Genomic DNA, 24,448 nt, shown 5'->3' on the forward strand with positions numbered 1-24,448 from the left:
GGAGAACTCCGAAATGCGATATGATAAATATAGGTATTGTTTATTTGGAGGTGAGCATGATGAAAGAAACAATTGCTATCGTGTGCACGTCAGCTAACAATAAAATAACGATGATGAAGAAAAGACCTTTTAACTATTTATTGCAAGCGATTGCTGGTGGACTTTTTATTGGTTTTGGTATTTTGTTAATCGTTACAATTGGAGGATTATTTGATCCTGTGGGTGTACCGAGTATGAAAGTAGTACAGGGGTTAGCATTTGGTGTAGCACTTAGTATGGTCATGATGGCTGGTGCGAATTTATTTACGGGTGATAACTTCGTATTATCGGTAAGTACATTAGAGAAAAAATCTTCCCCACTTGAAATGGTCGGTATTTGGTTATTTAGCTACATTGGTAATTTTTTTGGCTCATTACTTGGTGCAATGTTATTCTTCTATGCAGGGCTTGCCATTGGCGATATAGCTACTTATATCGAGAAAAGTGCAACGTCCAAGATGAATGCAAGCTTTGTTGAGCTGCTATGTCGTGGCATTTTATGTAATCTTCTTGTCTGCTTAGCTGTATGGTGTACTTATAAATTAAAAACAGAAATAGCAAAATTAGCGATGATTTTCTGTTGTATTTTCCCCTTTATTACATCGGGATTTGAGCACAGCATTGCCAATATGACACTTTTTAGCCTTGCGCTCTTTATTCCGCACGGTGATCTTGTATCGCTTGGTGGTGCGGTGGCAAATTTAGTTCCTGTCACAATTGGTAATATTATTGGCGGTGCGATCATCGGCATTGTCTATTGGGTGAACGCGAGAGAATAATCGCAAAAGATCGAGCCATAGAAAGGAGCAATGAATGTTGGAGGATGTTAGTCGTTTGAAAGAAGCAATAAAAAAGCTAAGTGAAGATGAGGCAAAGTCAATGCTTTTCATATCTTTACTAAATGGCAAGTCGAGTGAGGACATTAAACAAGTTATTCTGCACATGTCAGAAGATAAGGAAAAAGCAGTTAATGCACAAACGGTACATATCCTATTTGGTGATTCACCGGGTGGAAGTTTAAAAGCTGCATTCCGAGATACGGAATATCATAAGACAGAGGGTATTATTGTTTTTCCAGATAATTTGTCCATTGGGCCAATAAAGGATTTACATAACGCGTCGGGTATAGAAGCACGACTTGCTTGGTTTCAGAAACGATACAATACTGAAGATGATGGTCTTGAACATAATAGACAACGTATGCTAACTGCTGTTGAAAAGATAAACAATATTTTACCACATCAGACTATCGTTATTTGGACATGTCAAAATGCGCACGAACAAACAGGATTACGACTTGTGTTAGCCATGCTAGAAGGTAAATTGAATGCAGTACGTGTAATTGATACGTTCACTGCTTTTCATGAAAAAAATATATACCCATACTTAGTGGAGGATAACTATCCAAGAACAACTGGTGAATTAAATGGAGAAACGCTTCTTAATTTTTACGAGCAGTTTGGGATGGAGCCATTATCTAACATCGAAAGACAAACTCTAAGTGATGAGGGTAGATATTTATTGTCTGACGATATCCATATCATTCGAACATGGGCATGTAATCAGCTATTAAACAGCAGTAATGAAAATCGAGATGATGATTTTATTATTGAATGCGCTAATCGTATGTATCATGAAGATGGCAAGGTGGAATATAAGAAGGCTGCAAGATTAATTGGTGAAGTGATTGGACATATGCAGCAATATACCGGAGACGAATGGATTGAATATCGGTTAAGATGTCTAATTAAGCAAGGGGTTTTTTCGTATAGAGGTGATTTAAAGGCAATGCGATTTTATGAAGTAAAATTACAAGATGATTTCTTGACATATCATATTTTTTGAAGTTTTGACTTCATTAAAAAGCATAGATAAAATAATGTAGAAAAGTTAGAATGACTCTCCCAAGTTAGCAGCACTTATCAGTGAATATAAAGATTGCATTAATAGAGTAATTAAAAGAAAGGAAGTTGACAATGAATCCTGAAATCAATCAAAATGCGATTCTTCAAGCCATTTTGGAGCTTTCTACACAAGTACAAGGCGTGAAAACAGAGATTCTACAAAAAATCGATGCGCTAGAAACAAGACTAGAGGCAGTTGAAACAAGACTAGATTCGCTAGAAACAAGGCTAGAGGCAGTTGAAACAAGATTAGATTCGCTAGAAACAAGACTAGATTCAGTTGAAACAAGGCTAGAGGCAGTTGAAACAAGACTAGATTCGGTTGAAACAAGGCTAGGGGCAGTTGAAACAAGACTAGATTCGCTAGAAACAGGGCTAGGGGCAGTGGAAACAAGACTAGATTCGGTTGAAACAAGGCTAGGGGCAGTTGAAACAAGGCTAGAGAAGAAAATTGAATCAGTTGAGCAAAAATTACTAGAAAAAACCGACGCAGTGGAAAAAAATCTTAGTGAAATAGTAGAAGAAGTGGATGCAAAGATGGAAGTGTTAATACTTGAAATATTAGAAACAAAGGCCGATGTGTTAAAGTTAAAGAAAGCAAAATAAATTGTGTCGGTTGACACTATGTGCAATAATCATAGACAATTAGTGATTATATTTGAGGAGTGAGCTTGATGTTAAAAACAGAAGTATTTGAACAACTAAAAAAAGCAATGAAAGAAAAAGATGTCTTGGCAAAAGGTGTTTTAACACTTGTCAAATCAGCACTAGATTTAGCGGAGAAGGAAAAAGGGGAGCCCTTAACACAAGCAGAGGAAATTGCTATTATTAACCGTGAAGTTAAGCAAACGAATCAAGCTTTAGAAGGTGCGCAAAATGCTAATCGTACGGATTTAATTGAAAAAGAGGAAGCAAAATTAGTACTATTAAAATCATTCCTCCCTAAACAATTAACTGAAGAAGAAATTACTGAAAAATTAGTAGCAGCTGGTGTTACTAAAGGCATGAATATGGGTGACGCAATGAAAATTGCAAAACCATTGTTAAATGGTCAAGCAGAAGGTGCCGTTATTTCTAAAGTTGTAAAAAGTTTAATTTAACATTGATAAAAGGATAGCCGACGTTATTAGCGTCAGCTATCCTTTATTAATTTCAATGGCGTTCTACCAAAGACTTTTTATGAAAGAAGAAAGAATTCAGAATTGTTTAAGTGCCTGTCACTCAAAGAGGGCACTCAAAGATTGAATTTTTGAATGATGTTTCGAAGTTGTTGAGCCATTTCAGCTAAATTATTTGAAGAAGCGGTAATTTCTTCGATGCTTGCTGATTGTTCTTCGGAAGCAGCTGCGACATTTTGAATGTTTCCAGATGCTTGCACGGCTACAACACCAACCTGCTCAACAGAATTAGCGATATTGCTAACTCCTTCATTCATGTTCGTAATGATGCTGTTAACCTCGTTCATTTCTTGCGTAAGTTCTGTAATATGTGAATAGATATCGCCAAAGGCTTCCCCTGAAGCGTTAAAAGTAGTAGAACTTTCAGCAAGGTTATTACTGCTAATCGCCATTGATTTCACTGCTTGAGCAGATTCTTCTTTGATTGTTTCAATACGTGTTCGAATACTATTTGTTGCTGTAAGTGATTGGTCTGCTAATTTACGGACCTCTTCAGCTACAACCGCAAAGCCTTTACCATGTTCACCAGCACGTGCTGCTTCAATAGATGCATTTAATGCAAGTAAATTGGTTTGGTCTGTAATTTCATTTATAAGTGAAACGATATCACCAATCTCATTCGTATAAGTGCTTAAGCGTTTTACAACATCTGCAGTATTATAAATGGCTTCAGATGTAATCGCCATTTTTTCTGTAGCACTTTGGATTGTGGTATTGCCCTTTTCGGCAATAGTAGATGCGCTAAATGCCTTCGTTGTTACATCATTGACACTATTTACAACATCGGACATCTTCGTCGAAATCATTGTAATATGATTTTCTACCTCTTCAATGGATGAAGTTTGTTTTTCTGAGCCTGCAGCTACTTCCTGCATTGAAGATGTAATTTGTTGAATAGATGCGCTCGTTTGCTCGGAGCTGGCAGTTAATTCTTCTGACATGGCGGCTACTTGCTCTGCATTTTCCGCAATTTGCTGAATGAGTGTACGTAAATCAGCCGTCATATTTTGGATACCATCTGAAAGTTGGGCGATTTCATTCGTGCCTTTGATTGGCAGTGATTCAACAGCTAAATCTCCCTTTGCCACCTTATCAACATAACTTGTCATATTTTTGATTGGTTTAATGATACTTTTACTAATGAAATAAGCGACAACGACACCGAATAGCACAAAGATAATTGTCATGATGATGCTAACCCAAATAATTTGAGTTTGTAGCTTAGATATAAATGAAGCATCCATATCTAAGCCAAAAAGTATTTCCGTATTGTTAAATGGAATAAAAATCGATTTATGAATACCATATTCATCTTCATAAATTTCACTTACTTGAGTACGGCCAGTATCTAAAGCAGCATGCATTTTTGGATCGAACGTGTAGTCTTGCTGATAATTATCACTATTACTTAATGCAACAATATGCTCCTTGCCATTGGCACGTGAAAGGATATAGGCATTTTCAATATCAAACTTTTTCGTTGTACCATTTAATTGTTTCAATAGTTTTTCATATTGATTTTTAATGCCGTTGTCGGCAGCTTTTACTTTATTTTTATCGATGTCCTCGAAAATGTTACTAGAAATCACCTCTAACGATGTCTCAAATTGCTTGATAACAAAATTATCGATGATTTTAAAAGAAACTATAAATAACATGAAACTAAATATAATTGAAATAATAACAATTGGAATTGTTAAACTTGCAATATATTTATAGAGTAAAGAACTCTTAAATTTATTTAATATACTCAACTTGTAAATCCTCCAATACTACAACTTTTTGTTGTAGGAAATGAATCATATCACTAATATGTTCTGTCTCTGTGTACGGTGAGATAGAAAAGAATTTAGCTGCTGCCACAGGAACTTGTTGTTTTGTATCGCTCGCGCTAACAGTGCAGACACGTGTTGTGTCACCGAAAAATACTTCATCTCGACCTTCACCTAAAATCTCAAAGAAAGAAGCATTTAAGCCATTAATGTACTCGATTTGATCTTGTGTGTAATTTCCAGCTTGTTCAGACGCCCAATCAAAGCCTTTTGGATATAGTCTATAGGCTGTTACTGGTCCGATATTTGCTTCATTCACTACTTGTAGCATTGGTAATTTCTCAGCTAATTGTGTACGGAACGCTAAATTTACACGGACATAGTTAGCTAGTATTTGTTGATAACCTTCTTTACCAAAAGCTTGTAATGCAGCATAAATAGCAATTGAACTACCCATTCGAGAACATTCTAAAGTATAACCAGTATGATATGAGCCATAGCCTCTATTGCCTACATATGGCGTATCAAAATCGTCAATATCTAACAGTTGTAAACTTTTCCCGTCTTTTATTAAGAAAAGGCTTGTTAAATATGGTGTTTGACCAAGCTTTTGGAAATCAAAGCAAAGACTATCTGCAATTGCAAGATGTTGCATACGTTGGTGAATTTGTTCTAATCCTTGTAATACATCATCCTCGAACTGTAGTGGGTTTGCCTTAAAGTCATAATCATTGAAAAATGCGTAAAAACCGCCTAAAGCAGAGTCAGCATGGATATGTATTTGTTTTAAATCGTATTTTTGTTCAAGTGTTGTTGCAACTTCCTTAATTGCCTGCACATCATCAATAGCAAATTGATCTGTGGCACCTGTAGTCGCTACGATGTAAACTGGAATACCACCATTCTCGATTACTTCCGTTATGCGTTTTCTTAAATCTTCTATGTCCATCGATTGGTCTTTTCCTGCTTTTACACGTACTAAGTGATTACTTCCAATACCAACTGCTTCAATTGATTTTAATAAGCTATAGTGGGCGTTTTCAGATGCAAAGCAATATAAATTATTTGGGACACCTTCCTCTTTAGCGTGAGGGAATTGTTTAGCAATGGCAAGACGTAAACCGCTAAAAACTGCTCCTTGTCCTCCCCATGTTGTATAACCGAAGCTTTCTGTGAAATCATAGCCAACTAATTTTGACATCATTGCGATTACTTTTACTTCACTTTCTGCTGCTGCAGGTCCATATACATCCCACAGATTGTTGCCATTAAGTAAGGCATTTGTAAACTGTCCCAATACACCAGGGATACTAGCCATTGGTAAAACGTTTGTGACAAAGTTGCGTGTATGATAAGGATGACCTTGCATTAATTGTGTTAAGTCTTGAACGACCTGATCAAGACCAACGCCTGATGTGGGAACTTGATTTTCTTGCATAAGATCTTTATAGAAAGTAGCTGAACGTTCTTGAATTGGTCCAAGCGTTGTTTTCTTTGGGTCTTTTAATTGATCTAATGAAGTTACAATTTGCTCTATTAGTGATAAAAAGTTTTCCCTTTGTAAGCTGTTGCCATCTTCACTTTGAAATAGTTGTTGAATTTTCTTCATTTTGCATCATCCTTTATTAGTTCATATTTCACCATTATTTAGATAATAATAGTACAATTTACTAAAGCCATAATAACATATTCTTATGGGAAATATATTCATATTTGACTAGGATATTAAATTTCTACTATTTTAAATTATTAGAAAATATTTTCATTATATTTGAAGAATGATTTGCTAACAGAAGATTACGTTGTTTTTTAACTTTTATTAATAGTTAGTCCATCGAAGGTCCTAGTAAAAAGATTTATTAATGTTTTCTTAATATAATTATATGTAAAATAGATACTATTAGCTATGAAAAAATAACATAATAAATTACTGTTTTTCTTATAAGTCTTTTTACTTATTTTTTATAATCAGAGATGTGTTTTAGACTATCTGAGAAACCCCTAATTTTTTGTAATGGGGGTTGTTGGTTATATAATGCATAACTCGTTATTACAATAAATAATAGGAGATAACGTCGATAGATTTTGAAATGGGAGGTGTTTAATTGCCAGTTGAGCCACATGTACATGAAGTCGACTATCTTGGAAAAAGTGGAAAACGAAAAAGATGGGTGATTATTGTAGTAAGTGTTTTAGTAGTTGCCGGTGTAATGTTGGCAAGTACTCGGTTCGTCTCCTCTATTTTTAATAAAAGTGATAAGTCGGATTTTTCGGCCTATAAAACACTTGTAGGTAAAACAACTAAAAATGATTTTGGGCAATTGACCTTAAATGAGGTGATGATTGATGATAATCAACTATTACTAAATGCAACATTTGAGCCAGCTAAAGGAATGAATTTCAACTATCAAGTATTTTTCTTTCCACAAGTACTAGTGAATGGGCAAGATTATATGGTTCGAAATGGGGGCCAGACCATTGCACAGTCAGCATCAACCTATACAATCTATAGCAGCGTGAAGATGCGTGATTTACCGAAAGATGAAATACTGCAACTTAAAATTCTTTATAACGATTGGAATTGGGAAAAACCAATCGAGGAGCCTTGGGCATTTGAAATCGAAGCTTCCCAAAAGCAATTGCAAGAGGATCGAAAAGTAATCGCTGTTAATAAAACTATTAAGCTGAATGACGGCCAAGAAATAAAAGTAGGTAATGTTGTTTCTACACCGATTTCTACTACGGTATATTTTGAAACGAAGGAAATATTGAATGAAACCATTGACTTTAAAATTTTAACTGAGTCAGGAAAAACATGGCGTCCTGACTCTTCATATACATTGAATGAAGCGCATACAAAGTGGGGAGTTCGCTTTGATGCACAATATTTATCAGATAAAACATATAAGTTAATTCCTGTTACAACAGGGGATATTGAACTTGGGCCAGCTATCAAAATTCGTGGGAAATGAATTTTATATTTCCATCCAGGCGATTCTCCAGTCTAACCGGCGATTCCCGGGTTTTTACAGGCGATTTCTCGTGTCTAACCGGCGATACCTGGGCTTCTATCGGCGATTTCACGGAGGGCTGTGCCAGGCACGCAAACAATTTCGTGTGCCCGCAGAAAGCAACCGCCGTAGCGGACATCAGGCGCAGCAAAAAAGTGTTAGATTGCAATCAATCTAACACTTTTTCTCTTTGACCCAGTCTCTTTTTATTTTAAATGAGCTCTTCTTTTTGAATCGCGAGTTTTTTCATATGGTACTGCAATGATTGTCGGGATATATTTAATTGCTTCGCGGCAGCTGATATATTTCCATCACACTGTTGCAGCACTTTTCGAATGTACTGCTCTTCATTTGTATGCATAAGTGCTTTAAAAGGGCGCTTTTTTGAAGGGGCTCCTTTTATGGATATTTTATTTTTTAAATAACGTGGCAGCATATCTTCTGTAATATCGCTGTCAGAGCTTGCTTGTATTACGAGGTTTTCTATTAAATGCTCCAGTTCACGTACATTGCCTGGCCAATCATAGGCTACAAGTATCTGATAAAGTTCAGGTTTAATGGTGATATTGGCCTTCATATATTTCAGCACATTTTTATGTAAAAAATGCTGGATAAAGAAAAGTATATCCTCTGGTCTCTCACGCAGTGGGGGGATATATATACTTGAATGAGCAATGCGATAAAATAGGTCAAGTCGCATTCGCTCGCCAACAGTAAGAAGCTCAGGGTCTTCATTGGATGCGCTAAACACAGTACATTCAATAGGGATAAGTGTATTACTGCCAACACGTCGAACAGCACGTTCTTGTAAGACACGCATTAATTTTGGTTGAAGCTCCATTGGTAGTGAATTGATTTCGTCTAGAAAAAGTGTCCCATCTTTTGCATATTCAAAAAGACCTTCTTGATTTGTAGCACCAGTAAATGCCCCTTTAACTGAGCCGAAAAGCGTGCTCTCCAACAGCGAAACAGGGATGGCAGCACAATTTATCGCAACGAAGGGCTTTGTTACGCGTGGGCTTAAATTATGCATACTTTGAGCAAATAATTCTTTACCTGTCCCAGTTTCACCGACAATTAACGTATCAGTATTATAATTTGCAATATTTTTAGCTTCGGATATTGTTTGAAGGAGCTCGTCACTGTTTCCTTTTATATCTTGGAATGTGTAAATCGTACCGTTATTACGTTTGACTTCTTCTGGTACCTCCATTGTTTCACGTTTGGAATCCAATGTTTGTTGTAATTGATTTCGTAAGCTTTTTTCCGTATGTGTAATTGAAAAAACACCAATTGTTTTATTATCCTTTTGAATCGGGAAAGAACTGTAGCCTACAAATTTAGGTTCATTTTCTGAATAGGCATGAGCTCTGTATTTCGTATAAATTGGTTTCGCTGTTTTTAAAATATGATTATGCTCTGATAGTCTACGATCTTGATAGTTGTATGCATCCCACAGCTTCTTGCCAAGCATGTCCTCTTTTTTATGCTCCTCCATTTTAGCAAGTGCCTCATTGTAATAAATAATGTCCCCATCTTCATTGCTTACAATGATCCCTTCATCTAAATGCTCAATAATTTCCTCTAGGACAAAAACTTTATTTTGTAATGAATACTGGAAATCTATTAAGTTTTCTACTGAAACAATAAAAAATTGCTCTTGAAAATAAAAAGGCTCTATTGTAAAAGATAAAAGCTGTTCTTGTATTTGCAATTGTTGCGGCTGATGCAAGCTTGTCACATCAATGGCAGCAAAGATTTCTATTGGCATATCAACTTGAATATTTAACGAGATACTTTCATTGAAATGCCACCATTTCACCTTGAAAGAGTTGTCTAGTGCAATGATATTCGCGCCTAAAAATGCTGTATAACGCTGCAATTCCTTAATCATACAAAAACCTACTTTCTCTCGTTATTTTGCATGCAAAATTTATCTGCTTTGTCTTTAATCGTATCACAAATATTTTCTGAATAAAAACAATATACAGAAAATTAAAGAGGTGCAAAAATTATCTGCAGTTACTTTCCAATTCGTGACAATAACAAATGCCGAATATGTATGTACTTCATGTTGGAAACGCTATGAATATCACTTTTTATTAAATTTTTTGTGTGTTTTTAAAAGTTGGCACGCTATTTGCATTATTAAAGTGTGTAGTCACAAAAAAAGGAGGAATTATCAATGACAAAACCAGAAATTTTATATTCAGTAAAGGCTCAGCGAGGAAATACATTACGATGCAAAGGTTGGCGTCAAGAAGTTATTTTAAGAATGCTAGAAAATAATATGGAAAATGCTGAAAAACCTGAAGAACTCGTGATATACGGCGGGATTGGGAAGGCAGCTCGTAACTGGGAGTCCTATCATGCCATTGTAGATTCCTTAAAAAATTTAGAAGATGATGAAACACTTGTTGTGCAATCTGGGATGCCAGTTGCTGTTTTTAAAACTCATAAATATGCACCAACTGTTGTTATGGCGACGACAAATATTATGAAGGCAGATTGGCCAACATTTTATGATTTGCAAGGAAAGAACTTAACAATGTATGCCAATTATACAGCGGCACCTTGGGAATATATCGGTACACAAGGTGTCATTCAAGGGACATTTGAAACGCTTTCGGCAATTGCGCGATTGCATTATAACGATTCACTTGTTGGGAAAATTTTATTGACTGCTGGTGCAGGCGGTATGGGTGGCAACCAGACACGTGCGATGACAATGCATGGTGGAGTAGCTATTTTATGTGATTCTAATATCGACATTATTAATCGCCGTATTGAAAAGGGCTTTATTGATATTGTTGTAGATTCATTAGAAGAGGCGATTGAACTAGCAAAAACAAAAGCGGCTGCTGGAGAAGCGCTTGGCATAGCGGTGGTAGGTAATGCAGCAGATATTTTCGAAAAAACATTAGAACTTGGCTTCCTACCACATATTGCAACATCTATGACACCTGCACATGACCCCATTGCCTATTTACCAGCTGGATACAGTGTTGAAGAGGCAGACGCGCTACGTGATAAAGATCGTCTAGCATACTTAGAAAAAGCACGCCATACGATGATTCGCGAGCTGAAGGCATTAATAGCATTACTTGATAAAGGCGTTCACTCGTTTGAATATGGCACAAGTATTCGTAAAGAATGTATTGATGCTGGATTTGATGAGAAAGAGGCGAAGCGTTTACCTGGATTTGTAGCAGAATATATTCGTCCATTATTCTGCGAGGGACGTGGGCCATTCCGTTGGATTTGTATGTCCGGTGAAGCTGAGGATTTACGTAAAATAGACGATATGATTTTAGCAAAATTTAGTGATGATTTACTTGTTACGCGCTGGATAAAGTTAGCGAAGGAGCATATTCCGATAGAAGCTTTACCTGCTCGTATTTGTTATATGGGCTTTGGACAGCGTAAAAAGTTCGCTTTGGAAGTTAACGATATGATACGCCGAGGGGAGTTAAGTGGACCTGTCGCCTTCTCTCGCGATAATTTAGATTCTGGTTCTATAGTCAATCCAACGTTTGAATCTGAAAATATGAAAGATGGTGGAGATTTAATTTCTGACTGGCCAGTTTTAAATGGCTTATTAAATGCAGTTGGGATGTGTGATTTAATCGCTCTTCAAGCTAACTATTCAATGGGAGAGGCCGTTCATACAGGTGTGACGATGATTGCTGATGGAACAGAAGAATCGGATATGCGCTTAGAAGTAGCGATGACAGTAGATTCTGGTATAGGGGTTGTACGTCATGCACAAGCGGGCTATGAAACAGCAAAAGATGTAGCGAATGGTAAAGGGAAATTAACCGATGAAAGCATTCAAATCCCATTATGGTGGGAGCCAACAGCTACGTTTGGTCCGAAAGATTTAGTAAAAGAAAAAGTGTAATGTATTTGTGGAAAAGAGGCTGGTGCAACAACTAATGAGAAACGCTGGCCTCTTGTTCATTAAAAAGGAGGAATGTACATGAAAAAAGCAGATATGACACCTGTGGATTTTGATAGTCTTCTAGTTGACGTCGCTCCTAATTATAAGAAATCAGCCATCTACAAATTTTTTGCTTTTAGCTTGTTCGGCATTTTCATGTTCTTTATCTCTATTACCTTAAATGGTAAGAAGACAATACCGCTCGATCATTTAGTAACCTTTATCAGGACGCAGTTTTCGTCAGTTATTGTTTACTATATTTTAGTCATTGTTGTTGCGGGTGCTGTTTACCCTTTTTATAAAAAAACGTGGAATCGATCCGTTGTCGAAATGGTCATTTCTACATTGAAAATAATGGGGGCTATCGCTTCCGTTTTAGTTGTTTTCAAAATTGGTCCGAGCTGGCTGTTAGCTGCAGATATGGGACCCTATTGGTACAACTCACTACTTACGCCAATCGGTGTTTTAGTTCCAATTGGTGCCATATTTTTAGCTATGTTGGTCGGTTATGGCTTGCTGGAGTTTATCGGTATTTTAGTGCAGCCGATTATGCGACCAATTTGGAAAACACCTGGTCGCTCCGCCATTGATGCAGTTGCCTCCTTTGTCGGGAGCTATTCCATCGGTTTATTAATTACTAACCGCATTTATAAGGAAGGAAAGTATACAACAAAAGAAGCGGTCATTATTGCTACAGGATTTTCGACAGTTTCAGTTACCTTTATGATTGTTGTTGCAAAAACACTTGGATTAATGGATATTTGGAATCTTTATTTTTGGGTGACCTTCCTCGTGACCTTTTTAGTAACAGCCATTAGTGTTCGGATTTGGCCAATTCGTAATATGAGTACGGACTATTACAACCAGATGGATGGGGATGTGGAGAAAATTGTAAAGGAGAAGCGTTTGCAGTGTGCATGGAGAGAGGCGTTACAGACGGCTGAAAATGCGCCGAATCTGTGGCAAAGTATGAAGGACAATGTGAAAGATGGCTTAGTGATGGCAATGGGGATACTACCAACAATTATGTCAATCGGCTTAATCGGTCTATGGCTTGTCAATAACACGCCTATATTTGATTATGCAGCTTATTTGTTTGTACCTATTACTTACTTACTACAAATAGCCGAGCCATTAATTGTGGCAAAAGCGGCCGTCATTAATTTAATCGATATGTTTTTACCTTCACTTGTTGCTGTTGATAGTGCAATAGAGACGCGATTCATTGTTGGAACGTTATCGATATCTGCTATTCTCTTCTTCTCTGCATTAATTCCTTGTATTCTATCAACGGAAATTCCTATTTCTTTAGGCAAAATGATTGCGGTATGGTTTGTACGAACAGTTTTAACGCTCATGATCGTCACGCCTATCGCCTATTTACTATTGTAAAGGAGTGGTCGTGTGTTAAAAAGACCAGACATGATAATTCAAAATGCAGCACAAATATTGCCTTGTACAGGTGACAACATGCAAGACTTTCAAGTTTTAACCGATCAAGCAGTTGTTATAGATGGTCAAAAAATCATCGATATTTGTAGCCATCAACAGCTTGTACAACGATATGTAGTTGATAACAATAACAGTATTGATGCAAGTGGGAAAGTAGTCGCTCCTGGCTATATTGATGCGCACACACATCTCGTATTTCATGGTAGTCGAGTAGAGGAGTACGCTGCAAAACTCACTGGTAATATTGCAGATAATTTAAAAAAGCTTGCTATAACGACAGGACCAAATCGAACAATCGAACTTACGCGAGATACTTCTGAGGAAGAGCTTTTGGAACAAGCGAAAAAACGAATAATGACGATGCTTAAACACGGGACAACAACAGTAGAGAGTAAAAGTGGCTACGGTTTAACACTAGAAAGTGAGCTGAAAATTTTACGTGTAGGTCGACGTTTAAACGACCAGACAGCCATTGATGTGGTTAATACATTTCTAGGTGCGCACGGTATTCCAGATCATTTAACAAAGGAACAGTATGTGAATGAAATTGTTGATGTTATGATTCCGCAAGTAGCTCAACATAATTTAGCAGAGTTCTGTGATGTTTGGTGTGATGAAGGCTATTTTACTGAACTTGAATCGGAGCGTATTTTACAAGCGGGCTTAGCACATGGATTATTACCAAAAATTCATGCAGATGCCTATTCGTATATCGGTGGTTCAGATTTAGCTGCACGTATGAAAATGATTTCCATTGACCATCTCAATTACACACCCGAGACCGTAATGGCCCAACTAGCGAAATCCGGAGTCGTCGGTGTATTAATGCCTGCATTAGATTTTGCCGTTGCCCATCACAAACCATTTGATGCTCGTAAAATGCTCGATAATGGTATGCATATAGCGCTAGCAACAGATATGTGCCCTGCTTGTTATACAACTTCTATGTCCTTTGTTATAAATCTAGCATGTAGACTTTATCAATTTTCAGTAGAGGAAGCCATTAAGGCAGCGACAAAAATGGCCGCAAAGGCTCTAAATCTTACAGATAGAGGGACGTTAGAAATTGGAAAAATGGCAGATATTCAAATATGGGATGTGCCAAATTATAAGCATGTAGCATATGAACTTGGGACGAATATTGTAGATACGGTTATAAAAAGAGGGCAAGTTGTCATCAGTAAAGGGTCATGGGCAATGGAAAGTACATTCAGTTAGAAGGGAGAACTAGTAATGACAATTGAATTTGCATCGAAGGCGGCGTCACATGTAGATGAGGATAAGTTAGTGCAATTGTTTTTAGAAATGGCTCAAATTAATGGTCCTAGTAGCAAGGAAAGTCTAGTAGCAGCGTATTTAAAGAAAGAATTACCGAAGCTTGGCTTTCAATTAACATTTGATGAAGCACATGAACATTTTAATGGTGAAGTTGGAAATCTAATTGCTTGGCATCCAGGAACAGATGATACCATTCCACCTTTATTCTTTTCTACGCATATGGACACGGTGTTACCAACAGAACACCTCAAGCCTATCATCAAGGATGGGATTATTTATTCAGATGGTACGACGATTTTAGGGGCGGATGATCGAGCGGCACTTGCTTCTTATATCGAAGCGATGCGTGCCATTAATGAAAGTAGTGTCCCACATGGACCGATTGAATTCATTTTAACTGTAAATGAACAGGCAGGTTTAGTAGGTGCAAAATATATGGAATATAACAAGATAAAAAGTAAAAAGGGTTATATTTTTGATAGTAGCGGGGATGTTGGCCAAATCATTTTACAAGGTCCATACAGTAGTAGAATTTGGTTCACTGTGAAAGGTAATGCTGCCCATATTGCGTTAAATGCGGATGCAGGGAATAATGCATTTATCATTGCCTCCGAAGGGCTTTTATCAATGGAGCTAGGAGAAATTGATAGTGAAACATTAGCAAATATAGGAATTATAAGTGGTGGAGAGCTTACGTCGATAATACCAGGTTCAGTAACACTTGGTGGCGAAGTAAGAAGCTTTTCAAAAGAGAAATTGGATGCACAATTAAAACAGATGCAAATGGCGATGGAAACAGCAGCACAAAAACATCAAGGCACTGTCGAGGTGCGCATTGAAGAAAAGTATCTTGGATTTAATATTTCTGAGGAAGATGATCTCGTTAAAACTGTAAAAAAAGCGGCTAATAATATTCGTGTTTCATCCTATTTAACGAAAACATTGGGCGGCGCAGATACGAATGTATTAAATGAACATGGATTGACGTGTATTACGCTTGGGAATGGATTTCAGAATATTCACTCTTTTAGAGAGAATATTAGTATTGAAAACTTAGTCAATACTGGTAGATTAACAGCGGCATTAATTGAGCAGTGGTATGAGCGCCATAAAAATTAAAGGAGGAGAGTGTTACATGACAAGCACTTTAAATGTAGCGAAAGAAATAGAGCAAGTGGTACCGCAAATTTTACAGTGGAGAAGATATTTACATGAAAATCCTGAACTGTCGTATGAAGAATATGCTACCGCAGATTTTGTTTACAATCAGTTAATTTCATTTGGAAATTTAGTCGTAACGAGGCCGACAAAGACAAGTGTGTTAGCTGTTTTAAAGGGGAATTTACCAGGAAATTGTTTAGCGTTAAGAGCAGATATGGATGCTTTACCGATTCAAGAAGAAACAGATTTACCATTCGCTTCTAAAGTTGCAGGTGTTATGCATGCTTGTGGACATGATGGACATACCGCTATGTTACTAGGCACTGCTAAAATTTTATCTACGTTGAAGCAATCATTAAAAGGAGAAATTCGATTCATCTTTCAGCATGCAGAGGAATTATTTCCAGGTGGCGCGAAAGAAATGGTGGCAGCTGGTGTAGTAGATGGTGCAGATCACGTTATAGGATTGCATTTATTTTCAACACTTCCTACAGGAAAAATAGGCATTTGTGCAGGACCTTTTACAGCCAATTCAGATACATTTGACTTAGAAATAATCGGAAAGGGAGGGCACTCTTCTCAACCTCAAGATTCTATTAATCCGATTTTAATAGGGTCGCAAATTACAAATGTATTACATCAAATTATTCCGCAAAAAATTGATGCGCAAGAGCTAGCGGTACTCGCGGTAACGGAGTTTCATGCGGGCAGTGCCAAAAATATTATTCCAGATCGGTTAGTAATAGGTGGGAGTGTGCGAACATTCTCACAGCAAGTGAGAGAAGGCATTGCCCAACAAATAGAAATGCTAGTTCAACATACCGTTGCTGCACATGGTGCTGATTATAACTTAACATATCATAACGGTTATTCATCAGTCATAAATGATGAACAACTAACTGCCGTAGTGGAAGAGGTTATACAACAGCATTTTACTCCAGAGACCATTTTACACATCGGCCCGTTTATGGGTGGAGAAGATTTCTCGGCTTTTTTAACAAAAGTGCCTGGTGTATTTATCGCGATTGGAGCAGCTTTTGACGATGACACATTAAATTATCCTCATCATCATCCTAGATTTGCAGTTAATGAAGATTCATTAGCAATTGGCTTAAAACTTTTTGTTCATACAGCTTTAACATTGAATAGTTAAAGGGGAGATAGAATGGTTCAAGAACCTGTAATTGCAGCGATGATTATTTTAGGGCTCATTGCGCTAGGAGAAATCATTTCCGTTATTAGTAAAGCTAGAGTACCGATGCTTTTTGTGGCAATGATGGGCTATTTGATTTTATTGTGGCTTGGAATTTTTCCAAAAGATTTGCTTGAAAACTCGACATTTTTAACAGTTGGCGCATTATTAGGAACGGCTCCTATTTTAGTTCATATGGGAACTTTAATTCCTTTACGTATGATTCGCTCGCAATGGAGGGCTGTATTAATTGCAATTATGGGCATGTTTTTTGCTTCGCTCTTTATTTTAACGATTGTGACCGTTTTTTTTGATTATCAAACAGCGGTTGCAGGTACAGGACCTTTAAATGGAGGCATTATTGCAGTTTTAATTACTTCAGAGGGCATAAAAGAATTGGGTTTAGCTAGTTTATTGACCATCCCTGCATTAATTATGGCTTTGCAGTCTTTAATTGGTATTCCGCTAGCTAATCTATTGTTACGCAAACATGCTACTACGATTAACGAGCAAATGAAAAGCGGTGCATTCGAAGCCTCTGGCAATGTTGCGTTTAATCAAGAAAATGATGAGAAATTATTAATACCGAAAAAATATCAAACTCCTTTAGTACTCCTATTTATGTTGTTTATTGGTGGTGCGATTGCAGTTGTATTAGCTAAATATACTGGTATTCCGTATAGCTTATGGGCGTTGACAATTGGTATTATTGGTCGCTTAGTGAAATTTTATCCTGAACGTGTTATGGAGAAATCAAATAGTTTTACTGTAGGGATGGCGGGCATTATTTTTATCATTATCGGCATGATGAATGATATTACTTTTGAGATGTTTATTGATAAGTTACCTGCTGTCTTAACGATTCTTTTCGTAGGGGTACTTGGCATTTTGTTAGGGGGATTATTAGGATCTAAGCTATTGAAGGTGAATCCTTTTCTCGGGATTCCTGTCGCATTAACGTCTACATTCGGCTTTCCAGGTGATTACATTGTATGTGAGGAAGTAAGTAGGAGCATTGGCAAAACAGAAGAGGAACAGAAAAGAATATTCAATGAAATTATTACGCCAATGCTTGTTGGAGGGTTTACGACAGTGACCTTGGGAAGCGTTATTATAGCAAGTATTTTGATTAAAACAATATAAAACAGACAGTGGGGATGTAGATGTTAGATAATCCTGTTTTAATCTCAGTCATTGTGTTGTCCGTTTTAAGTTTATGTGGCATTCATGTGCTTTTTGCATTAATAATTGCGGCAATTGTTGCAGGGCTTGTTGCGAATTTATCGCTTTCTGAAACAATATCTATCTTTATTAGTGGTATGGGCGGTCAGTCTGAGACGGCTTTAAGTTATATATTGTTAGGAATTTTTGCTGCATTAATCGCGCATTCCGGCTTAGCAAACATTCTTATACAAAAATTATTGTCACTTGAAAAACCGAATAAATACATTTTAATATTTGCGTTGGCAATCATTGCGTGTTTATCAGGTACACTGATTCCCGTACATATTGCCTTTATTCCAATATTGATACCGCCACTTTTATTTTTCTTTAATCAATTAAAAATGGATCGTCGTGCATTGGCATCTGCCCTAACGTTTGGCTTGAAAATGCCCTATTTATGGATTCCTGTTGGTTATGGATTAATATTTCAAGGGATTATTGCCAATGAGATGACAGCTAATGGGATGGCCATTGTGCAAAGTCAAATACCGAAAGCGATGGCCATTCCAGCCATTGGCATGTTCGTTGGATTAGCGATTGCTGTCTTTATTTCTTATCGAAAGCCTCGAGAATATCAACAGCTTGAAGAAGATATTAAAGATTATGAGCAAGCAAAGAAAGAAAATAAAAAGGCTACTTTGGATGCTAAAGGATGGATAGCGATCGTCGCAATTTTTGTGGCACTTGGCATTCAATTATCATTAAGCTCCCTAGTTTTAGGCGCATTATCAGGCATTATCATTATGTTTGTTGGCCGTGTAGTATTTATTAAAGATAGTGAAGAAGTGGTTCAAAATGGCGTGAAACTAATGGGGGTTATTGCCTTTATTATGCTCATTGCCTCAGGCTATGCAACGATTTTAAAAGAAACAAATGCCATTACGGAGCTTGTGGAAGCAATGACTGGTATGACAGGGCAAAGTAAACTTATTATGGCTATCCTCTTATTATTTATCGGTTTACTTGTAACGATGGGAATTGGAACTTCTTTTGGAACTATTCCAATTTTAGCTGTAGTGTTCGTGCCGTTGTGCGCGACAGTCGGGTTTAGTGCGCTTGCAACCGCTGCACTTATTGGAACAGCAGGTGCTTTAGGGGATGCGGGTTCTCCAGCGTCTGATAGTACATTAGGTCCGACATCAGGGTTAAATGCAGATGGCCAGCATAATCATATTTGGGATACATGTGTACCGACATTCCTACATTATAATATCCCTTTATTTATATTTGGCATTATCGCAGCAATGGTTTTATAGAAGGAAGATCCGTAACAATTAAAGGGGTGGAGTTTTAAATGGAAGTTATTCAGTTGGATGGACATACATTAACGACAACACAAATTGATCAAATAGCGAGAGGGTATGCTCAAGTTGCCATTGCACCGAATGCTTTAGAAAGAGTGCAAGCAAGCCGTGCTAGAATTGAAAAAAGATTAACGGATGGACATACTATTTATGGAGTAAATACAGGCTTTGGGAAACTAAGCGATGTCCAAATTGCCGAAGCGGATAATGAATTATTGCAATTGAATTTGCTACGCGCTGACGCGGTTGGTGTAGGGATGCCATTGGAAACGACCATTGTTCGTTCGATGATGGTTTTACGTGCCAATGCTTTAGCAAAAGGATACTCCGGCATTCGGCAAGAAACACTCCAATTATTAGTGGCTTTAATTAATCATAATGTTCATCCGATTGTGCCATCCCAAGGCTCGGTTGGAGCTAGTGGTGATTTAGCGCCTTTGTCACATATCGCATTAGTGTTAATTGGTGAAGGCAAAGCAGAATTAAATGGACATGTTATGTCAGGACAGGAAGCATTGACAAAAGTAGGGCTAACCGCTGTCCGCCTGCAAGCGAAAGAAGGGCTTGCGTTAATAAATGGGACACAGGCGATGACGGGCATAGGGGTCATGACGATTAATGAAGCTGAACGTCTTGGCTATGTAGCGGATATGGCAGCATGTCTAACAATGGAAGCATTACAGGGTATTATTTCCGCATTTGATGCTGATTTATTGGCGGTGCGTCCTCATGCTGAAATTGCTACGGTTGGTGATCGAATTCGAAAGTGGCTAAATGGCAGTCAAAGGATAACGACGCAAGGTGCAGTTCGTATGCAAGATGCTTATTCGATACGTTGTGTGCCACAAGTTCACGGTGCATCTTGGCAATGTTTTGATTATGTCCAGCAACGTTTGCAGACGGAAATCAATGCAACGACAGATAACCCGATTGTGTTAGAAAATGGTGAGGTGTTATCTGGAGGACATTTCCATGGTCAGCCGATTGCACTTGCAATGGACTTTTTAAAAGTAGGCGTAGCGGAGTGGGCGAATATTTCTGAGCGAAGGACGGAGCGTTTAGTAAATCCTCAATTAAGTGGATTATCACCATTTTTAGCAACAAATCCAGGACTTGAATGTGGTTTGATGGTTGTACAATATGTTGCGGCATCCCTCGTTTCTGAGAACAAAGTACTTGCGCATCCTTCGAGTGTCGATTCCATTCCTACCTCTGGGAATCAGGAGGATCATGTCAGTATGGGCACAACTGCGGCAAGGCAAGCGCGACAAATTGTGCATAATAGTGCACGGGTGCTTGCCATTGAATTAATTGCCGCTTCTCAAGCTATTTATTTAGAACAAGCAGAGCAACAATTAGCACCAATAACACGTAAATATTTAGATATTGTACGGTCATTCTGTCCACCTTTAAAAGGGGATAAAGCGATTGGTGAAGAAACAGAGGCACTGGCAAACTATTTATTGAATAGTAATGATATTTTAACGATTGGGTAGAAATTGTTTGAATTGTTTGGGTGCCTGGCACTCTGTATGAGTATGGGAACATTTTTCGTTCTTGTACTCTCTTTTTCGTTTCAAAAGGACTTCGAACGTTAAGTATTGAGTAATCTATTATAATTCCTTACGTTTACTCGCCGCTTGTATTCCTAGTTCCTCGCGATACTTGCTGATAGTGCGTCGCGCAATTTGAATTTGATGGGAGTTCGCTAAAATTTCAGCAATCTTTTGATCGGATAACGGTTTTTGTTTATTTTCTGCTGTAATTATATTTTTAATCATTTCCAAAATCGACGTTTGAGAATGTTGTGCCTGCGTATTGTCTATTTTAGAAGAAAATAAATCTTTCCAAAGATAGGTTCCAACAGGCGTTTGTATGTGTTTATTGCGAATGGCTCGACTTACGGTTGAAACATGCATGTCAATTTGTGTAGCAACATCTTGTAAGGTAAGCGGTTTCAAAGAAGGTAGGCCATGAACGAAAAATGCTTGCTGGTGCTGTAGAACTACAGACATTATTGCAATAATTGTTTGTCGCCGTTGCTGTAAGCTATGTATAAGCCAGTTAAATTGCTTAAAATGTTGTTTTACATATTTTTGCTCAGAGTTAGGTAAAAAAGAAGCGATGTTTTTATAGCTATCATTGAGTTGAACGGTCGGTAGTGAGCTATCATTTAAACTAAATTGTAATGTCCCGTCTTCTCTAAAAACGATAATGTCAGGTATTACATACAACGTATCATTCTCTTGGCTTATCGAACATGGTATCGGTGTTAGTTGTTGTAGCCGATTAATGCAATCTGATAACTGATCCTTCGAAAGCTGTAGCATTTTTTGTAACGCTGAAAATTTGCGTTCTGCTAATAGAGCGAGACCATTTTCAATAAGTTGTTGCAAATCATTGTCCTTCTCGCCAATTTGTAACAAAAGACATTCTTGCAAATTACGTGCACCCACTCCAGGAGGTCCAATTTGCTGTAATAGTTGAATTGCACGATCATGCTGTTGTGCTGAAATCTGCCCAAGCTGTGCGGGTGAATATCCTTTATGGTCTAAATGTTTAATGACTGTATGGGCAAGTTGTAAATCTTCACCTACGAAAGTTAGTGTAGCTAATTGTAATAATTCCTCGCGATCATTTGGTTCAGCTATTTTTGTATAAAATTCGTTTGGCATTGTTGTAGAAGCTCTGTAAGTAGTGCCAAAATCTTTTTCCTGAAAAGTAGGTGCTTGTAGGTCGATTAGCGGATTTTCTAATTGTTGTTCATATAAAAATTCTTCTAGCTCATGGGTATTATATTGTAGTAATTCAATAGACTGCTGTAATTGAGGTGTCATCATCATTTTCTGTTGCTGTTGTAGTTTTAATATTGGCTCCATCATGAATCCTCCTGTCTATCACTTTTTATTAGCATATCATAAAACTAAGTGAATTTTCAGATAAATATCAACTTTATACTAGTTTTTGCTGTTTACCTTTTATGAAAAGATTTACATAGAAGATTAATTTTCATTACACTTTTGTTGTTATTACGAAAAAAAGCAATAGTTCGGATCTTATTAAAAAGGATTTGTTTCGTCTAAGTTTAATAGTAAAATAATGGCATAAGGGGAGTGGTATATGAAAAAAATTATTTTATTTGTTTTATTATTGTTATTCATTCTGGTTGCTTGCCAATCAAATGATAAAAGTAGATTTTCAGAGGTAAATATTTCAAAGGTCAGTATCTCTAAATCAAGTGGGTTTGGTAAAGTGAATGCTAATTTTTTTACTGTATATAAAGACAAAGAAAGTCTCGATATATTTAACAATGCCATCTCAACCGCTGTTAAGAGAGAAGGAATAGCGGATATGGCTGAGCCTGAGTTTGATTTAAAAGTCAGTTATACAGACGGAAATAAGCAAGGTTATCATCTATGGCTAGGGGAAAAAGGACAAAAAAGTACCATAATGAAGGTGAATGATACACACATTACTTATGCCATCTCAGAAGAAATAACAGATCAGTTAATTAATCTTCTTAAATAATATTTTACTCCAAAGCTTTGCCAGGAGGTCTTTTCTTTTATTCAAAAGGTCTTTAAAGCTACCATTAATGGCTTCTTTCTATAGTAACAATTCAAATGTTTTTAATGTTATTGAAAGTTTATTATCATTTTGTACTAACTAGTTTTTACTGTCGTTCATGTATCTGGATAGATTCATGGCGTTCTCCATAACGTTTGTTTATAATGGGGAAATGGAAAAACTCAACTAGAAAGAAGGGATAGCTATGGCACGGGGTGTTTACATTCATATTCCTTTTTGTCATCAAATCTGCAACTATTGCGATTTCAACAAGTTTTACTTTAAAAATCAACCTGTAGATGAATATATAGAAACACTTGGCAAGGAGATGGCGCTTGCTACTGAAAAATTTCCGCATAGTTTTAAACAAATTGAAACTATTTTTCTTGGAGGTGGCACACCTACTGCTCTATCTCCAGAACAATTGACGAGATTGCTCAAACTGATTCGCACGTATATTCCGATGGACAGTGTGACAGAATTTACATCAGAGGCGAATCCAGATGAATTATCAGAGGCAAAGATGCATGCTCTGTTTGATGGTGGCGTCAATCGTTTAAGTATGGGAGTGCAATCATTCAACCAAGAATTATTAAAAAAAATTGGCCGCACACATAGCAATGCACATGTCTATGACACAATTGCACTTGCAAAAAAGGTTGGTTTTAAAAATTTAAGTATCGATTTAATGTATGGCTTGCCAGGTCAAACAATGGAGCAATGGAAGGATTCACTTGAAAAAGCGTTCGCGCTTGACCTACCGCATTTTTCAGCGTACTCCCTTATAGTGGAACCAAAAACGATTTTTTATAACCAGTATGCAAAAGGGAAACTGAGCTTACCGACGGAAGATTTAGAAGCGGATATGTATGAGGTGCTTATGCAAGAAATGCAATCGCATGGCCTTTTGCAATATGAAATTAGCAATTTTGCCAAAACTGATTTTGCTTCTACCCATAATAAAATATATTGGGAAAATGATGAATATGCTGGTTTTGGTGCAGGCGCACATGGCTATATAAATGGTAAACGTTATTCAAATCATGGCCCTTTAAAAAAATATATGGATGCTGTTAGTGCAGGGGATTTGCCGATTATGCAGGATCACGTCGTGACGGAAACAGAACAGCGAGAAGAGCAAATGTTTTTAGGACTGCGTAAAACGGAAGGGATTGCACACGCTATATATGAAGAAAGATTTAAGGAGCCGATGATGAGCCGCTATGGTCAAGTCATTGATAAACTAGTTTCAGAAGGTCTTTTAGAGCATGATACAGTGGGCATTCGTCTTACGCGCAAGGGGCGTTTTGTCGGAAATGAAGTTTTTCAACAATTTTTACTAGAAGATTGAGCGATATCGTTGACAGAAAATGTGGGATTTGATAACTTATTAATAGTATTAGCACTCCTCTTAGTTGAGTGCTAA

General features: G+C 37.3%; 19 protein-coding genes. 15 read left to right on the forward strand and 4 right to left on the reverse strand.

Features of this window, described 5'->3' with window-relative positions; genetic code table 11:
* The first annotated feature begins 56 nt into the window (after positions 1–56).
* From NSQ74_RS12010 to NSQ74_RS12025, 4 genes are all read left to right on the forward strand, one after another.
* Complete coding sequence (locus NSQ74_RS12010) at positions 57–818, forward strand: formate/nitrite transporter family protein (protein WP_340823570.1); 762 nt, start codon at positions 57–59, stop codon at positions 816–818.
* Positions 819–852: 34 nt separating this feature from the next.
* Complete coding sequence (locus NSQ74_RS12015; protein WP_340823571.1) at positions 853–1,884, forward strand: DUF1835 domain-containing protein; 1,032 nt, start codon at positions 853–855, stop codon at positions 1,882–1,884.
* Between the two features lie 131 nt (positions 1,885–2,015).
* Positions 2,016–2,549, forward strand: coding sequence for a hypothetical protein (locus tag NSQ74_RS12020; protein WP_340823572.1), 534 nt, complete (start codon positions 2,016–2,018; stop codon positions 2,547–2,549).
* A gap of 68 nt (positions 2,550–2,617) precedes the next feature.
* Positions 2,618–3,043 (forward strand): GatB/YqeY domain-containing protein, encoded by a 426-nt coding sequence (locus NSQ74_RS12025; protein WP_340823574.1) that lies wholly within the window; start codon positions 2,618–2,620, stop codon positions 3,041–3,043.
* A 134-nt stretch (positions 3,044–3,177) separates the two neighbouring features.
* On the opposite strand, the gene NSQ74_RS12030 is transcribed toward NSQ74_RS12025, so the two are convergent.
* Both NSQ74_RS12030 and NSQ74_RS12035 read right to left on the reverse strand, forming a co-directional pair.
* Positions 3,178–4,875, reverse strand: a complete 1,698-nt coding sequence (locus tag NSQ74_RS12030; RefSeq protein WP_340823577.1) for a methyl-accepting chemotaxis protein — start codon at positions 4,873–4,875, stop codon at positions 3,178–3,180.
* The gene (locus NSQ74_RS12035; RefSeq protein WP_340823579.1) at positions 4,859–6,502 is read right to left on the reverse strand and encodes a pyridoxal phosphate-dependent decarboxylase family protein; all 1,644 of its coding nucleotides are present in this window, start codon (positions 6,500–6,502) and stop codon (positions 4,859–4,861) included. Before NSQ74_RS12035 ends, NSQ74_RS12030 begins: the two co-directional genes overlap by 17 nt.
* A gap of 496 nt (positions 6,503–6,998) precedes the next feature.
* Here NSQ74_RS12035 and NSQ74_RS12040 point away from each other — a divergent pair, with 496 nt between their 5' ends.
* Positions 6,999–7,865, forward strand: a complete 867-nt coding sequence (locus NSQ74_RS12040) for a DUF4179 domain-containing protein (protein WP_340823580.1) — start codon at positions 6,999–7,001, stop codon at positions 7,863–7,865.
* Between the two features lie 250 nt (positions 7,866–8,115).
* On the opposite strand, the gene NSQ74_RS12045 is transcribed toward NSQ74_RS12040, so the two are convergent.
* The gene (locus NSQ74_RS12045; RefSeq protein WP_340823582.1) at positions 8,116–9,798 is read right to left on the reverse strand and encodes a sigma-54 interaction domain-containing protein; all 1,683 of its coding nucleotides are present in this window, start codon (positions 9,796–9,798) and stop codon (positions 8,116–8,118) included.
* 291 nt (positions 9,799–10,089) lie between these two features.
* On the opposite strand from NSQ74_RS12045, the gene hutU reads away from it, so the two are divergent.
* From hutU to hutH, 8 genes are all read left to right on the forward strand, one after another.
* A complete protein-coding gene (gene hutU / locus NSQ74_RS12050; RefSeq protein ID WP_340823584.1) occupies positions 10,090–11,805 on the forward strand; it encodes a urocanate hydratase in 1,716 nt (571 codons plus the stop codon).
* Between the two features lie 78 nt (positions 11,806–11,883).
* A complete protein-coding gene (locus tag NSQ74_RS12055) occupies positions 11,884–13,236 on the forward strand; it encodes a YjiH family protein (RefSeq protein WP_340823585.1) in 1,353 nt (450 codons plus the stop codon).
* A 12-nt stretch (positions 13,237–13,248) separates the two neighbouring features.
* Positions 13,249–14,514 (forward strand): imidazolonepropionase, encoded by a 1,266-nt coding sequence (gene hutI, locus NSQ74_RS12060; RefSeq protein WP_340823587.1) that lies wholly within the window; start codon positions 13,249–13,251, stop codon positions 14,512–14,514.
* 15 nt (positions 14,515–14,529) lie between these two features.
* A complete protein-coding gene (locus NSQ74_RS12065) occupies positions 14,530–15,693 on the forward strand; it encodes a M20/M25/M40 family metallo-hydrolase (RefSeq protein WP_340823588.1) in 1,164 nt (387 codons plus the stop codon).
* A 16-nt stretch (positions 15,694–15,709) separates the two neighbouring features.
* A complete protein-coding gene (locus tag NSQ74_RS12070) occupies positions 15,710–16,888 on the forward strand; it encodes an amidohydrolase (RefSeq protein ID WP_340823591.1) in 1,179 nt (392 codons plus the stop codon).
* 12 nt (positions 16,889–16,900) lie between these two features.
* A complete protein-coding gene (locus NSQ74_RS12075) occupies positions 16,901–18,070 on the forward strand; it encodes a hypothetical protein (RefSeq protein WP_340823593.1) in 1,170 nt (389 codons plus the stop codon).
* A gap of 20 nt (positions 18,071–18,090) precedes the next feature.
* The gene (locus tag NSQ74_RS12080) at positions 18,091–19,407 is read left to right on the forward strand and encodes a Na+/H+ antiporter family protein (protein WP_340823594.1); all 1,317 of its coding nucleotides are present in this window, start codon (positions 18,091–18,093) and stop codon (positions 19,405–19,407) included.
* Between the two features lie 38 nt (positions 19,408–19,445).
* Positions 19,446–20,951 (forward strand): histidine ammonia-lyase, encoded by a 1,506-nt coding sequence (hutH, locus tag NSQ74_RS12085; RefSeq protein ID WP_340823596.1) that lies wholly within the window; start codon positions 19,446–19,448, stop codon positions 20,949–20,951.
* Between the two features lie 117 nt (positions 20,952–21,068).
* Here hutH and rpoN read toward each other — a convergent pair whose 3' ends face one another.
* Positions 21,069–22,334: an RNA polymerase factor sigma-54 gene (rpoN, locus tag NSQ74_RS12090; RefSeq protein WP_340823601.1), complete on the reverse strand. Its 1,266-nt coding sequence runs from the start codon at positions 22,332–22,334 to the stop codon at positions 21,069–21,071.
* A gap of 241 nt (positions 22,335–22,575) precedes the next feature.
* Here rpoN and NSQ74_RS12095 point away from each other — a divergent pair, with 241 nt between their 5' ends.
* Together NSQ74_RS12095 and hemW are read left to right on the forward strand one after the other, a co-directional pair.
* Positions 22,576–22,983, forward strand: a complete 408-nt coding sequence (locus NSQ74_RS12095; protein WP_340823602.1) for a hypothetical protein — start codon at positions 22,576–22,578, stop codon at positions 22,981–22,983.
* A 244-nt stretch (positions 22,984–23,227) separates the two neighbouring features.
* A complete protein-coding gene (hemW, locus tag NSQ74_RS12100) occupies positions 23,228–24,373 on the forward strand; it encodes a radical SAM family heme chaperone HemW (RefSeq protein ID WP_340823603.1) in 1,146 nt (381 codons plus the stop codon).
* Positions 24,374–24,448: the final 75 nt, after the last annotated feature.

Origin of the sequence: Lysinibacillus sp. FSL W8-0992 (genome assembly GCF_038008685.1) — a bacterium.
Lineage (GTDB): Bacteria > Bacillota > Bacilli > Bacillales_A > Planococcaceae > Lysinibacillus.